The organism is Nocardia bhagyanarayanae (assembly GCF_006716565.1).
GTDB lineage: Bacteria > Actinomycetota > Actinomycetes > Mycobacteriales > Mycobacteriaceae > Nocardia > Nocardia bhagyanarayanae.
The window spans coordinates 2442021-2456642 of record NZ_VFPG01000001.1; the positions used below are offsets into that span (position 1 = coordinate 2442021).

Genomic DNA, 14622 nt, shown 5'->3' on the forward strand with positions numbered 1-14622 from the left:
TTCACTTCTTTCGTGGCGTACCGCAGGACCCCTGCCGTCCAGGCCCGCCTGGACGCCCAAGAGCAGCTGATCGTGCAGGCCGCGACCAAGGTTCTCTCCGAGGCCGGATTCGCGGGCCTGTCGATGGCCGCGGTCGCGAACCGGGCGGGTGTCGCCACCGGAACCGTGTACAAGCACTTCGACGGCAAGGCGAACCTGGTGACCGCGGTCTTCCGCACCGTCGTCGCCAGGGAGGTCGCCGCCGTCACCGCGGCCGCTCGGACCGGCAGCGCGGTGGAGCGGGTGACCGCGGCCGTGGAGACCTTCGCCGGACGCGCCATGAAGAACCCCAAACTCGCCTACGTGCTGCTCGTCGAGCCGGTCGACACCGTGGTCGACGCAGAGCGCCTGCGTTTCCGCCGCGCCTTCGCCGAGGCCTTCGAATCCGCGGTGGCCGACGGTGTCGCGGCCGGTGAACTGCCCGCGCAGGACCCGCGCACCAGCGCCGCCGCCCTGGTCGGCGCCATCGGCGAGGTGCTCGTCGGCCCGCTCGCCGCCGCGCCGCACGCCGAATCCGTTGTCCCCCAACTCGTCACCTTCGCCATCCGCGCCCTCGGCATGCAGGTGAGCGCTGAGAGATCAGGAGTGTCCGATGCAGACTCATGAGGTCTTCAACCAGGTCCCGAACATCGTGCCCTTCGACGCCGCGCGCAACCCGGCGCTGCTGGAGGGCCTGCACCGCGAGGGCGCCGGCTGGGCCGAGGACGAGGTGCGCGAACTGGGCAGGCGCGCGGGCGATTTCGCGGCGCAGGAGTGGGGCAGGCTGGCCAACGAGTACCCGCCGGTGCTGCACACCCACGACCGCTATGGCCACCGCGTCGACGAGGTCGAATTCCACCCGCACTGGCACGATCTCATGACGGTGGCGGTCCAGCACGGCCTGCACGGCTCGCCGTGGACCGACGAACGGCCCGGCGCGCACACCGCCCGCGCCGCCAAGTTCTATACCTGGGGCGTCGCCGACGCGGGACACATGTGCCCCATCTCGATGACCTACGCGATCGTGCCCGCGCTCCGGCACAACCCCGAGCTCGCCGCGAAGTACGAACCGCTACTGGCCTCGCGCACATACGATTTCGGTCTCCGCGAACCGTCCACCAAGGCCGGTCTGATCGCGGGCATGTCGATGACGGAGAAGCAGGGCGGCTCCGACGTGCGGGCCAACACCACCACCGCGACCCCGCAGCCGGACGGCAGCTACCGCATCGTCGGGCACAAGTGGTTCACCTCCGCGCCGATGTCGGACATGTTCCTGACGCTGGCCCAGGCGCCCGCCGGTCTGTCCTGCTTCCTGCTGCCCCGGGTGCTGCCGGACGGCACGCGCAATCCCATTCGCATCCAACGGCTCAAGGACAAGCTGGGCAACAAGTCCAACGCCTCCTCGGAGATCGAATACGAGAACGCCACCGGCTGGCTGGTCGGCGCGGAAGGCGCGGGCGTGAAGACCATCATCGAGATGGTGAACATGACCCGCCTCGACTGCGTGATCGGCTCCGCGACCAACATGCGTGCCGGAGCCGTCTACGCGGTGCACCACGCCAGGCACCGAGAAGCGTTCGGCGCCAAGCTGATCGACCAGCCCGCCATGCGTAACGTGCTCGCCGACCTGGTGATCGAGTCCGACGCCGCGACCACCGTCATGATGCGCCTCGCCGGGGCCACGGACCGGTCGAGCTCCGATCCCGCCGAGTCCGCGCTGCGCCGCATCGCGCTCGCGGTCACCAAGTACTGGGTGTGCAAGCGCGCGCCGTCGCATTCCGCCGAGGCGCTGGAGTGCTTGGGCGGCAACGGATATGCCGAGGAGTCGGGAATGCCGCGGCTCTATCGGGAGGCGCCGCTGATGTCGATCTGGGAGGGCTCGGGCAATGTGGCCGCGCTGGACGCGTTGCGCGCCATGGGCCGTCAGCCGGAGACCGTCGAGGCCTACTTCAACGAGGTCACGCTGGCCAAGGGCGCGAACCCGCGGCTGGACGACGCGATCGCCAAGGTCGGCAAGGAACTGGCCGACCTCAGCGACATCGAATACCGGGCCCGCCGCGTCGTGGAACTGATGGCGCTGGTCCTCCAGGGCGCGCAGCTGGTCCGCCACGGCCACCCCGCGGTCGCCGACGCCTTCTGCGCCACCCGGCTCGGCGACGATTGGGGCATCGCCTTCGGCACCCTGCCGACCGGCGTGGACACCGGCGCGATCATCGAACGCGCCTTCGTCGCGTGACGGGCGCTCGGTAGTGTCGGCGCGGTGACCGAGATTCCGTTGTACCGGCTGGTGCGGCGGGTGCTGGACCGAGTGGCCGAGCACCCCGAGCGGCGGTACTTGCTCGGCATCGCCGGACCGCCCGGTGCGGGCAAATCCACCCTGTCGGTACTGCTCCGCGACACCTTCGTCACCGAAGTGGGCGGCCCGGCGGCCGAGATCGCGCCGATGGACGGCTACCACCTGTCCAACGCGCGGCTGCGCGCGGCGGGACACCTGGCACGCAAGGGCGAACCCGATACGTTCGACGTCGCGGGCTTCGTCGAGAACCTGCGCCGCCTGCGCGACACCCCGCGCGGGACGCCGGTGCCGTGGCCGACGTTCGATCGAGCCTCGGACGAGCCGACGCCCGCGGGCGTGGTCTTCGTGAACCAGTGGGTCGCCATCACCGAGGGCAACTACTTGCTGCTCGACGACGCCGACGGCTGGTCCGCAGTGCGCAAGCAACTCGACGAGTGCTGGTACCTCGACGCCGACCGCGACGTGCTGGAACAGCGCCTGCTGGAACGGCACCTGCGCGGCGGGAAGTCGGCGGAAGCGGCCCGGAGCAAGGTATCGGACAGCGACCTGCGCAATGCCGACCTCGTGCACGCGACCCGCGACCGAGCCGACCTCGTGCTGCGTGAGAAGGACGGGCGCTACTTCGTCGTCGGGTGATCGCGCTCGTTACGGCCGGACCCACCCCGCCACCTACCTCGGCGCAACTAGTGGTGCGTTGATCGCTGCCGGGCGACTCGAATCCGGCGCGTCCGTGCGGCAATGTTGGCGAATCGCCCGGCGTGGGTCAGTCCCCGACCACCCGAGCGCGCCGATCATTGACCCATGACGAACACGCGGCGGGTTTCGGGGAGCAGGCACGTGCTGCGCAACGTCGCCGCGCTGGTGTGCGCGCTCCTGTTCTTCTACGGCGTCCCGATGGAGTGGAACTTCGCGGACAGTTGGCCGGGCAGGGTGGCCGGACTGACGGCCTTCCTCGCCGGAGTCGGCGGCCTCATCTGGCTGACGGCCCGCCGGATCAACCGCTACCTGCGCGAACCACAGGCGACCGGCGGGCGCGTCGACGGCATGCTGTTGATGCTGTGCGTGGTCGCCATGTTCTTCGCGCTGTACTACTACCGTCTCGCGGTGCATTACCCCGGCCAGTTCGAGGGCCTCGAAACCCGCACCGACGCGCTCTACTACACCATCGTCACGCTGGGCACGGTCGGATACGGCGACATCCACGCGATCGGCCAGGCGGCGCGGATCGCGACGATGGTGCAGATCGTCTTCGACCTCGTCGTGATCGGCAGCCTGCTGGCCATCGTCAGCACCGGAATCACCCACCGGCTGGAGGTGGCCGCGCGCCGAGCCCAGGTCGCCGAACCGGAACACGGCACCGATGACACACGAAATCCCCGGCCGGAAGATCCGACCGGGGATCGTTGAGCGCCCTCAGCGGTTGGCGCGATACCAGCGGATGAGCGCGTCGGTGGACGAATCGTCCTGCGGCGCGGGCTCTTCGGCGGCGGTGAGCAGCGGGGCGAGTGCCAAGGCCTGCTGCTTGCCGAGTTCGACGCCCCACTGGTCGAAGCTGTCGATGCCCCAGATGCTGCCTTCGACGAAGACCTGGTGTTCGTAGAGCGCGATGAGCTGGCCGACCACCGAGGGCGTCAGCTGCGGCGCCAGGATGCTGGTGCTCGGGCGGTTGCCCGGCATCACCTTGTGCGGCACCACCTTCGGGTCCGTGCCCTCGGCGGCGATCTCCTCGGCGGTCTTGCCGAACGCGAGCACCTTGGTCTGGGCGAACAGGTTGCTCATCAGGATGTCGTGCATGCTGCCGGTGCCGTCGCGGGTCGCCAGATCGTCGGTGGGACGGGCGAATCCGATGAAGTCGGCGGGGATGAGGCGGGTGCCCTGGTGCAGCAGCTGATAGAAGGCGTGCTGGCCGTTGGTGCCCGGCTCGCCCCAGAAGATCTCGCCGGTGGAGGTGGTGACCGGGGTGCCGTCGGCGCGCACCGATTTGCCGTTCGACTCCATGGTGAGCTGCTGCAAATAGGCCGGGAAACGGGCCAGATCGTTCGAATAGGGCAGCACCGCACGGGATTCCGCGCCGAAGAAATTCGAGTACCAGACGCCGAGCATGCCGAGCAGCACCGGCGCGTTCGCCTCCAGCGGCGTGTTCGCGAAATGCACGTCGACGGCGTGCATTCCGGCCAGGAATTCCGCGAAACGCTCCTTGCCGATGGTGGCCATCACCGAAAGGCCGATCGCCGAATCCACCGAATAGCGGCCCCCGACCCAGTCCCAGAAACCGAACATGTTGGCGGTGTCGATGCCGAATTCGGCGACCCGCTCGGCATTGGTGGAGACCGCGACGAAATGCTTGGCGACCGCGTCCTCGCCGAGCGCGGCCACCAGCCAGCGGCGCGCGGCGGTGGCGTTGGTCAGGGTCTCGAGCGTCGAAAAGGTCTTGGAAGCAACGATGAAAAGCGTGGTTGCCGGATTCAGGCCGACGAGCTCGGCGACCAGATCGGCGGGATCGACGTTGGAGACGAAGCGCGCGCCGATGCCCGCGTCGGCGTAGTGGCGCAGCGCCTGGTGCACCATCACCGGGCCGAGGTCCGAGCCGCCGATGCCGATGTTCACCACGGTTCCGATCCGCTCGCCGGTGGCGCCGCGCCACTCGCCGGAGCGCAAGGCGTCGGTGAATTCGCCCATCCGCCGTAATACTTCGTGCACCTCCGCGCCCGCGTCGGCGCCGTCGATGGTCATCGACTCGCCGGCGGGCAGCCGCAGGGCGACGTGGCCGACGGCGCGGTCCTCGGAGGTGTTGATGTGCGCGCCCGCGAACATGGCGTCGCGCCGCTCGGCCACCCCCGCCTCGTGCGCCAATTCGACGAGTAGCTGCAAGGTTTCCCGGGTGACCCGGTGCTTGCTGTAGTCGATGTGCAGGTCGCCCACCTGGACGGTCAGCTCACGACCGCGCTCGGGGTCGTCCGCGAAGATCTCTCGTAGGTGTCGCTCGGACACGGCGCCGTAGTGATCGTGCAGTTTCCGCCATGCCGCCGATGCGGTGATGTCGCTGCTCACGTCCGCCGAGCGTACTCACCGCGCCGCGCCGACGCACGGCTGAGGCGGGCAATGTCGGAGTCCACCCTGACCGAAGGCCCGCCGCCTAGGCGTACCTCCGCATTCGCTCCGGCCGTGCGCGGTCTGAAGACGGACTTCGTCCGGCAGTGCGGCCTAGGCTGGCGACATGGTGTCCGAACGCGAACTACTCCAATCCGTACCGACGCAGCTGTGGATCGGCGGACCGGTCGACGCCGAAGGTGGCGCTACCTTTCCGGTGCACAATCCCGCGAACGGGGAGGTGCTGATCCAAGTCGCCGACGCGAGCCCGGGCGACGCGATGCGCGCGCTCGACGCCGCGGTCGCCGTGCAGGCCGAATGGGCGGCGACCCCGGCCAGGGAGCGCGGCGAGATCCTGCGCGCGGTGTTCGAGCAGATCACCGCGCGAGCCGAGGAATTCGCGCTGCTGATGACCCTGGAGATGGGCAAGGCGCTGCCGGAGAGCCGCAACGAGGTGCGCTACGGCGCCGAGTTCTTCCGGTGGTTCAGCGAGGAGGCGGTGCGGGTGCACGGGCGCTACCTGCACGCGCCGTCGGGCACCGGCCGGATCATGGTGCACAAGCAGCCGGTCGGTCCCTGTCTCGCCATCACGCCGTGGAACTTCCCGCTGGCCATGGGCACCCGCAAGATCGGTCCCGCGCTGGCGGCGGGCTGCACGATGATCGTCAAGCCCGCCTCGGAAACGCCGCTGACGATGCTGCTGCTCGCCAAGCTGTGCCACGAGGCCGGACTGCCCGACGGGGTGCTCTCGGTCATCACCACCAGCCGTTCCAGCGCCGTGACCGGCCCGCTGCTGGAGGACCCGCGACTGCGCAAGCTCACCTTCACCGGGTCCACCGAGGTCGGCAAGAAGCTGGTCGAACAGTCCGCGCACGGCCTGCTGCGCACCTCGATGGAACTCGGCGGCAACGCGCCGTTCGTGGTGTTCGACGACGCCGACGTCGACGCGGCGGTACAGGGCGCGATGCTGGCGAAACTGCGCAACGGCGGCGAGGCGTGCACCGCGGCCAACCGGTTCCACGTGCAGAACGGCGTGCTCGAGGAGTTCACCGCCAAATTCGCCGAGGCGATGACGAACTCGGTCACCATGGGGCCGGGCACCGATCCCGAGACGACTCTCGGACCACTGATCAACGAGGACCAGCTGACCACCGTCAGCGAGCTCGTCGACGACGCGGTCGCGGCGGGCGCGCGGGTTCGCCTCGGCGGCAAGGCTCCCGGCGGACCCGGCTGGTTCTATCCGGCCACCATTCTCAGCGATGTCCCGCCGCAGGCCAGGATTCTGCGCGAGGAGGTGTTCGGTCCGGTCGCGCCGATCGTCGGCTTCGAGACCGAGGACGAGGGCATCGCCGCCGCCAACGACACCGAATTCGGCTTGGTCGCCTACGTCTACACCAGGACGCTGGATCGCGCGCTGCGGGTGGCCGAGGGCTTGGAGTCGGGCATGGTCGGCGTCAACCGGGGTGTCATCTCGGATCCGGCCGCGCCGTTCGGCGGCGTGAAGGCCTCCGGCTTCGGCCGCGAGGGCGGCACCGAGGGCATCGAGGAGTACCTGTCGACGAAATACATCGCGCTGACCTGAGAACCACGGCGTGAAACGCAAGGACCGCCCCGAGGTTTCGACACCCGGGGCGGCCTGTGAATGCGGTGATCACCGCAAGGTTCGCGAGCCGCTCGACGCGGCAGGAGAACGACGGGTCAGTGGCCGAGGCGGCCGCGCCCCAGACGCAGCAGCAGCATGGCGAGGGTGTGCCCCTCCTGGCCGAGTTCACTGAATCGCTCGAGCACCTTCATCTCGCGGCTGTGCACCAGTCGCGGGCCACCGGAGGCCATCCGAGTCCGTCCGATCAGCCGGGAGATCTCACTGCGTCGCTTGATGGCGGCGAGGATCTCGGCATCGAGCTGGTCGATCTCCTTGCGGAGCTTGTCGATCTCCGCCTCGGACTGCGGCAGCGCCGCATCGGACCCGGTGGTCGTGGCAGGAATGCTCATCATTCATCTCCTCGTGTCAGAACGTGGATCGGCTACTGCGCGCGGCGCGTTACCGTCCGGTTCTTTCACCGTGAAACAGGCCTGAGGGGCCTCATCAGTCCCCCCAGAAGCGTGTGGTCGGCTACAAGGCTCCGCGAGACCGATATCCGGCGGGTAACCGAATCGGGCGTATCGCGGCAACGCTGACCATGGGGTCAGTCTGCCACGCGGCCGAACCGATGCAAAACGTCTGATTTTGTGAATCTGCTGAGAACGAGTCGCACAGATTTGCAGGGTCGCGCGCCGCGATGTGTTCACTGAATGTTAGCCGGTGATCGCCGCGCGGCCGGGAGCGCACCCGGGGGCTTCGCCTGTGTCGGTGGCCGCCGGTAGCGTGGATGGGCAATGGATATCACGGTGGCTCCTCAGACGCAGGCCGGTCGGAACCGGCATCAGGACGTGAACCCAGCTCCGCAGCCGGAGGCCCACGTTGGCCGGGCGGCGGGGCTCTCCGGCGCGCCCGGTACGGGGGAGTCGCCGCGGTCCTCGGCGGAACTACGCTCGCCTGCGGAGCAGGCGCCGGTCTCTCTGGCCGAGCAAGCGCCGGCTTCGTTGGCCGAACAAGCACAGCGGCGCGCCGACGAGCAGGCCGAGCGACGCGCCGAGCGGGATCGGCAACGCGCCGAGGAAGCCGAACGGCTGCTCGACGGGCTCAATCCGCAGCAGCGGGCCGCGGTGGTGCACACCGGTTCGCCGCTGCTCATCGTCGCGGGCGCGGGTTCGGGCAAGACGGCCGTGCTGACCCGCCGCATCGCCTATCTGCTCGCCGCCCGCGGCGTGACGCCGGGCCAGATCCTGGCGATCACCTTCACCAACAAGGCTGCCGCGGAGATGCGGGAGCGGGTGATCGGCCTGGTCGGGCCGCGCGCGAACAACATGTGGGTTTCCACGTTCCACTCCAGTTGTGTGCGGATCCTGCGCATGCAGTCGGCGCTGCTGCCCGGCTTGAATTCCAATTTCTCGATCTACGACGCCGATGATTCCCGGCGGTTGCTGACAATGATCAGCCGCGACTTCGACATCGATACGAAGAAATACTCCGCGCGCCTCCTGGCGACCGCCATCTCGAATCTGAAGAACGAGCTGATCGGCCCGGCGCAGGCCACCGCGGACGCCGAATCGGACGACACCGAACTGCCCGGTCTGGTGGCCCGTGTCTACACCGAATACCAGCGGCGGCTGCGCGCGGCCAACGCGCTCGACTTCGACGACCTGATCGGCGAGACGGTCGCGCTGTTGCAGAACCACCCGCAGGTCGCGGAGTACTACCGCCGCCGCTTCCGGCACGTGCTCGTCGACGAGTACCAGGACACCAACCACGCGCAGTACGTGCTGGTGCGGGAACTGGTCGGCCATCACACCGGCGCGGAGCGGGCCGACGAGGACGCCGCGCCGCCGAGCGAACTGTGCGTCGTCGGCGACGCCGACCAATCCATCTACGCCTTCCGCGGCGCGACCATTCGCAACATCGAGGAATTCGAGCGCGATTTCCCGGACGCGGAGACCATTCTGCTCGAGCAGAACTACCGCTCCACCCAGCACATTCTGTCGGCGGCGAACGCGGTCATCTCGCGCAACGAGAACCGGCGCGACAAGCGACTGTGGACCGATTCCGGCGAGGGCGACCTGATCGTCGGCTACGTGGCCGACAACGAGCACGACGAGGCCTCGTTCGTCGCACGGGAAATCGACCGGCTGGTCGACCAGGGCGACGCCAACTACAGCGATGTCGCGGTGTTCTACCGCACCAACAACAATTCGCGTGCGCTGGAAGAGATCTTCATCCGGATGGGACTACCGTACAAGGTCGTCGGCGGTGTCCGGTTCTACGAGCGCAAGGAAGTCCGCGACATCGTCGCCTACCTGCGCGTGCTGGAGAATCCCGACGACGCGGTGAGCTTGCGCCGCATCCTGAACACCCCGCGCCGCGGCATCGGCGACCGCGCCGAGGCGTGCGTCGCGGTACACGCCGAACAGCGCGACATCGGGTTCGCCGCGGCACTGCGCGATGCCGCCGACGGCAAGGTCGCGCTGCTGAACACCCGCGCGCAGCGGGCGATCGCCGGCTTCCTCGATCTGCTCGAGGAGATCAGGGCGGCCGGTGTTCAGGCCGACGCGGACTTCCCGGGCGTGGGCAATGTGGTGGAGGCGGTGCTCGACCGCACTGGTTACCGCGCCGAGCTGGAGGCGTCCGACGACCCGCAGGACGGCGCGAGGCTGGACAACCTGAACGAACTCGTCAGCGTGGCGCGCGAGTTCAGCTCCGAGGCGTACAACAACGCGGTCGCGGCCCGCGAGGAGGGCCTCGTGCCCGAACTCGGCGAGGGTGAACCGGACCCGGGCTCGCTCGCGGCGTTCCTGGAGCGGGTCTCGCTGGTCGCCGATACCGACCAGATCCCGGACGAAGGGTCCGGCGTGGTCACGATGATGACGCTGCACACGGCCAAGGGCCTGGAGTTCCCGGTGGTCTTCGTGACCGGCTGGGAGGACGGGCAGTTCCCGCACATGCGCGCGTTGGGCGATCCCACCGAACTCGCCGAGGAGCGCCGCCTGGCGTACGTGGGCATCACGCGAGCCCGGCAACGGCTCTACCTGACCCGCGCGGTGGTTCGCTCCGGCTGGGGACAGCCGGTGTCCAACCCGGAGTCGCGCTTCCTCCAGGAGATCCCGGGCCATCTCATGGACTGGCGTCGACTGGAACCGGCCGGTTCCGCCGCCACCCGCGGCATCCGACGGCGCGGCGATGACGACGGGCTGGAACGCGACTGGACCCGGGGCGACGGATGGTCCGAGCGACCGGGCGTGCGTCCCGACCGCGGTCCGCGCCGCCCGGCGCCCGGCGGAGCGACCCGCAACAACACCAATCTGGTGCTGGCGGTCGGGGACCGGGTCAGCGACGACAAGTACGGCTTGGGCCGCGTGATCGCGGCGGAAGGCTTCGGTCCGCTGGCGACGGTGACGATCGACTTCGGTACGGCGGGCAAGATCCGGTTGATTCCGCAGTACAGCCGGACGTTGGTGAAGCTCTGAAGGTGCGCGGCTGGGGCCGCGGTGGGCTTATCGGTGGCAGGAAGTGAGCGGGGACGTCCGTTCGACCCTGCCGGAGGTAGCGAGAACGCGGTAGCGTCCGGCGCATGGAGACCCTCGCGCAACATCTGGTGTGGTTCTTGCCCATGCTGTGGCTCGGCATGGTGCTGGCCATCTCGTTCCTCGAAGCGCCGCTGAAGTTCCGTGCGCCGGGGGTGACACTGGCGTTGGGGCTGGGGATCGGGCGGATCGTGTTCCGCGCGTTGAACATCGCGGAAGCGGTGCTTGCGGGGGTGCTGGTGGTGAGTGCTGTGGTGCTCGGGCCCGGTGTGGGGACGTGGGTGTGGTTGGGGATCGCGGTCGGGGTTTTGGCTGTGCAGATTCTCGTGGTTCGGCCGCCGTTGACTCGGAGGTCCGATCGGGTGCTCGCGGGGGAGGAGTTGCCGCGGTCGCATGCGCACTATTGGTATATCGGGCTGGAGGTTGTGAAGGTGATTGCGTTGGTGGGGTTGGCGGTGGTCGCGGCGCCGTAAGGCTTGTTACGGCCGGAGCCTATTTTGCGGGCCGATCGGGTGCCGGACGCCGGGGTGGGGCAGGTACGGCAGGATCGGTGGCGGGTCGCGTTGAGGGACGTAACACCCGAGGTTGACGGGTCCGAATAGCTTGGCCTACCCAGGTTTCCCTCTGAGCGGTGCTGGGCGCGTCGTGTGCCGTACCCGGCTTACCTCCCGCTGTTGGCGGGCGTGGGTTCGGGTTCCGGCGTGGTCGACCGGCTGTGGTTGCGTTTCGGAGTGGTTGTGTGGGGTTGCTCTGTTGCGTTTGTCTAGGGGGCTTCCACCATTTGACTACCGTCGATAGAGAAATGGATTCGACGGTAGTCAAATGGTGGTTAGTTGATCTTGTTGAGCCGCCATTCGACTACCGTCGATTTTGGGTACTTCGGTGGTCAGTGCGGGAGCAGAGAATTCAGTGCGTCGTCCAAGCGCGGGTAGCGGAATTGGAAGCCAGCCGGTTTCAATACAGCTGATGTAGCGTGCCTGCCTGTCAGTCCCAACGCCGCATCCGACCGCAACAGCACCGCCCCGAGTTTCAGCACGACTCCGGGGGTCGGCGGGGCGGGCGGGCGGTGGAGGTGCTGCCGGAGTGAGCGCATCAGCTCTCGGTTTCGCACCGGGAAATCAGTGGCGGCCACCAGGATTCCGTCCGGGAGGGTGACCGAGGGGTCCAGTCCGAGGGCCGCGCGGACGATGGCCAACCAGTCTTCGATGTGAATCCAGCTGAACCACTGCTCGCCCGATCCGACTCGGCCTCCGAGGCCCGCCTTGGTCAACTGGCAGAGTCTACGTAGCGCGGGCGCGTCCTGGTCGAGCACGATCGACGTGCGGAGGATGGTGTGGTGCGCGGTGTTCGCACCGGCGAATGCGCGCTCCCATGGTTCCGCTACGCCGGTCATCTGTGGCAGACCATCCGGAAGCGGAGTCGTTTCGGTGCAACGGGTTTCGCCCGCGTCCGACCAGATCGCGGTGGTGCTGGCCTGCACCCAGTAGTCGATGGGCGCGGGCAATGTGGCGGCGGCCGCGACCAAAGCGCTGGTGGGATCGACTCGGCTGCTGCGCAATTCGGCGATATTGCGTTCGGTGGGGCGGCAGTCCACCAGCTTGCCGGCCAAGTTGACGATTGCGGTCGGCCCCGTGTCGCGCAGTGCCGCGACCCATTTCCCGACCGACTTTCCGTCCCATTCGACCTGATCGAACGGCAGCCCCGGGTCGCGGCGGCGGGTCAGAATGGTGACCCGCTGGCCGCGGCAGGTGAGGTCGGCGGCGAGGTGCCTGCCGAGCGCGCCGGTGCCGCCCGCGATCACGACCGTCAGTGCGTCCGGTTCCGGCGTGAGACCGGCCAGCCGGGCCAGCCGGGCGAAGCGGACGCGGAGATCGGCCTCCATGAAACGGGCGACGACGGTCCGCGCCACGGCCGCCGACGGTCCGGAGAAGGACAATTCCTGGGTGAGGCCGGTACCGCCGTCGACAGGCGTCAGCCGCCACGTCAAACGCATCCGCCCCGCGGGTTCGGGCTGCTCGATGGTCAGTTCGCGTTCGGGACGCAGCGCGGTGATCGAGAACGGCGGCGCTGTCCGGCCGTGCAGCGTACCGACGAAGCGTCCGCGCGGCAGGTAGTCGCCGGTTACTCCGACATCGACGGGACCGTGCAGCCGTACCGAGGCGACGGCCGGGTTCCATTCGGGCCAACGGGCGGGATCACCGACCACCTGCCACACGAGTTCCGGTGGCAGCGCCAGGAATTGGGTGTACGTCGTTGTACGAGCCATGACCCGACGCTAGAACGCGCACAACGGCACGGGAAGCGTGCCGTTGCTCACTCGTCAGTCGCGCCGGGGGCCGAGACCGATGCCGCGGGTGGCCAGCCAGGGCAGCGGGTCGACCTTGTCGACGCCGTTGAGCCAGACCTCGAAGTGGACGTGCGGACCGGTGGAGAAGCCGCGGTTGCCCATGGTGGCGATCTGGTCGCCCGCCATCACGCGCTCGCCCTGGGAGACCGTGGCGGTGTCGATATGGCCGTAGATGGTGACGGTGCCGTCGTCGTGCAGCAACCGCACCCACATACCGAAGCCCGCGGCCGGACCCGCCTCGATGACGGTGCCGTCGGCGACCGCGTAGATGGGGGTGCCGATCGGGCCCGCGACGTCGATGCCGAGGTGCTGAACGCCCCAGCGGGCGCCGAAACCGGAAGTGAAGTTGCCCGCGGCGAAACGCGCGAACAGGGGACGCAGCTTCGCGGCCTCGGCGGCGGCGAGGTCCTCCGCGTACTTGCGGCCCTTCTCCAGGATGTCGTTGAACTGACCGAGGTTCGCCGGGGTGGAGACGTTCAGCACCTGCGGCGAGTCGGGCGAGGAGTTCGGGTCGGCCATGCTGACCGACTGCGCGGCGATCTCGTGGATCTGTCCGGCGGCCTCGTAGTCGATGGTGTGCGACGGCTGCTCGGGCGAGGCCATCGCGGCCTGGCCTGCGGCGACGACCGCGCCCGCGGCGACGGCGACGACCGCGGCGCGGCCCTTGAGCGCGGTGGGCGGCGCGGGCATCCGGTGCGCGCCACCGCGTCTGCTCGTGTCTCTGGCCGGGATGACGGTCGGCGTGGCGGAGCCTTCGGTCGGCTCCTCGTCTTCGCCCCAAGCGTTCTCGGAAGACCAGTTGTTCTCGGACCAGGAGTGCTCGGCGGACCACTCGGCCTCGGAAGCTTCGGTCCAGGCGTCACCGCCCTCGGACCACCCGTTGTTCGTCTCGGCGCCCCAGGAGTTGTCGCTCTGCTCGGACCAGGCGGCGCCGGGCTGCGCGGTCCACGCGCTGTCGGCGGTCCATCCGTTGTCGGCTTGCGGCGTCCACGCCTCGTCCGCGTCCGGCGACCAGGAGTCGTTGGCGGCCCAGGCGCCGCCGTCGGACCATGAATCCTGCTCGGCCCAATCGGTATTGGCGGACCAGGCGGAGGTGTTCTCGTCGTGGTGCGCGCCTTCGGTTGCGTAACCGGTGGTGCCGGCAGCGGCGTATCCGGTCGCGCCTGCGGCGCCGGCGTAGCGGTTGTTGGACGACGGGAACGCGCGTCGGCCGTGCTCGTCGTGGGCGAAGGGTTCGTCGTCGTCGCGATAACGATGTCCCGACCGGGAGCGATTGCCGGGCGAGAGGGTGGAGCGATGGTTCATCGGCGGTGCCACATCGTGGAGCGGGAGATGGTCACGGTGCCGAGAAACCGGCAGGAGGTCGACGTCGAAGGCTGGTCCGCGGAGCGACTCACCGCCCACGGAGCGCTGTGCTGCATCAAGGCTTGCCGTCCTCCTGGATCTTTGGAACAACGGAGTCGTAACCTAGTTGTGACTTCGACCGCATTTACGGTAACGAAACGATTGCGGGGTCCGCAAGCGGTGTGGGCGATCTATCCAAACATGTGAGATTGATCACCGTAACAGCACGGAATATCTCACTGTTTCCGGGGCACTCGAGTGAGGCTGTTCGACGACGATTTGTAGTAGACAGCCGTCGGTTCCCGGCTCGAGCGGCTCTACCTGGCAAACCCCCAACAAACTACTCGCCAGTAGCCTTGGCCAGCGGTTTTTCCGGCCGACGGCCACGCCCGTGACCTGCGCCACTTAG

11 protein-coding genes are annotated in these 14622 nt (G+C 68.5%); 7 read left to right on the top strand and 4 right to left on the bottom strand.

The window, feature by feature from the left end; translation table 11 throughout:
* Positions 1–12 precede the first annotated feature (12 nt).
* The 4 genes from FB390_RS10145 (at position 13) to FB390_RS10160 (ending at position 3721) form a co-directional block, all read left to right on the top strand.
* Entirely contained in the window at positions 13–645 is a 633-nt protein-coding gene (locus FB390_RS10145) for a TetR/AcrR family transcriptional regulator (protein ID WP_141808734.1), read from the top strand.
* Positions 632–2254 carry an acyl-CoA dehydrogenase family protein gene (locus tag FB390_RS10150; protein WP_141808735.1) on the top strand — a complete coding sequence of 541 codons (1623 nt, stop codon included), beginning with the start codon at positions 632–634 and terminating at the stop codon, positions 2252–2254. The genes FB390_RS10145 and FB390_RS10150 overlap by 14 nt, the downstream gene beginning before the upstream one ends.
* Before the next feature lie 24 nt (positions 2255–2278).
* Positions 2279–2950 (top strand): nucleoside/nucleotide kinase family protein, encoded by a 672-nt coding sequence (locus tag FB390_RS10155; protein ID WP_342780399.1) that lies wholly within the window; start codon positions 2279–2281, stop codon positions 2948–2950.
* 165 nt (positions 2951–3115) lie between these two features.
* Positions 3116–3721: a potassium channel family protein gene (locus FB390_RS10160; RefSeq protein WP_141808736.1), complete on the top strand. Its 606-nt coding sequence runs from the start codon at positions 3116–3118 to the stop codon at positions 3719–3721.
* A gap of 6 nt (positions 3722–3727) precedes the next feature.
* Here FB390_RS10160 and pgi read toward each other — a convergent pair whose 3' ends face one another.
* Positions 3728–5365 (bottom strand): glucose-6-phosphate isomerase, encoded by a 1638-nt coding sequence (pgi, locus tag FB390_RS10165; protein ID WP_141808737.1) that lies wholly within the window; start codon positions 5363–5365, stop codon positions 3728–3730.
* Between the two features lie 166 nt (positions 5366–5531).
* Here pgi and FB390_RS10170 point away from each other — a divergent pair, with 166 nt between their 5' ends.
* On the top strand, positions 5532–6986 hold the full coding sequence (locus FB390_RS10170; protein WP_141808738.1) for an NAD-dependent succinate-semialdehyde dehydrogenase: 1455 nt from the start codon (positions 5532–5534) through the stop codon (positions 6984–6986).
* A gap of 116 nt (positions 6987–7102) precedes the next feature.
* Here the strand turns inward: FB390_RS10170 and FB390_RS10175 are convergent, their stop codons facing one another.
* On the bottom strand, positions 7103–7396 hold the full coding sequence (locus FB390_RS10175; protein ID WP_141808739.1) for a chorismate mutase: 294 nt from the start codon (positions 7394–7396) through the stop codon (positions 7103–7105).
* A gap of 384 nt (positions 7397–7780) precedes the next feature.
* Between FB390_RS10175 and pcrA the strand changes: the two genes are divergently transcribed.
* Positions 7781–10465, top strand: a complete 2685-nt coding sequence (gene pcrA / locus FB390_RS10180) for a DNA helicase PcrA (protein WP_141808740.1) — start codon at positions 7781–7783, stop codon at positions 10463–10465.
* A gap of 104 nt (positions 10466–10569) precedes the next feature.
* Positions 10570–10995 (top strand): hypothetical protein, encoded by a 426-nt coding sequence (locus tag FB390_RS10185; protein WP_141808741.1) that lies wholly within the window; start codon positions 10570–10572, stop codon positions 10993–10995.
* A gap of 413 nt (positions 10996–11408) precedes the next feature.
* Here the strand turns inward: FB390_RS10185 and FB390_RS10190 are convergent, their stop codons facing one another.
* Both FB390_RS10190 and FB390_RS34830 read right to left on the bottom strand, forming a co-directional pair.
* On the bottom strand, positions 11409–12788 hold the full coding sequence (locus FB390_RS10190) for a DUF1731 domain-containing protein (protein ID WP_141808742.1): 1380 nt from the start codon (positions 12786–12788) through the stop codon (positions 11409–11411).
* A gap of 54 nt (positions 12789–12842) precedes the next feature.
* Positions 12843–14174, bottom strand: a complete 1332-nt coding sequence (locus FB390_RS34830) for a M23 family metallopeptidase (RefSeq protein ID WP_141808743.1) — start codon at positions 14172–14174, stop codon at positions 12843–12845.
* Between the last annotated feature and the right edge of the window lie 448 nt (positions 14175–14622).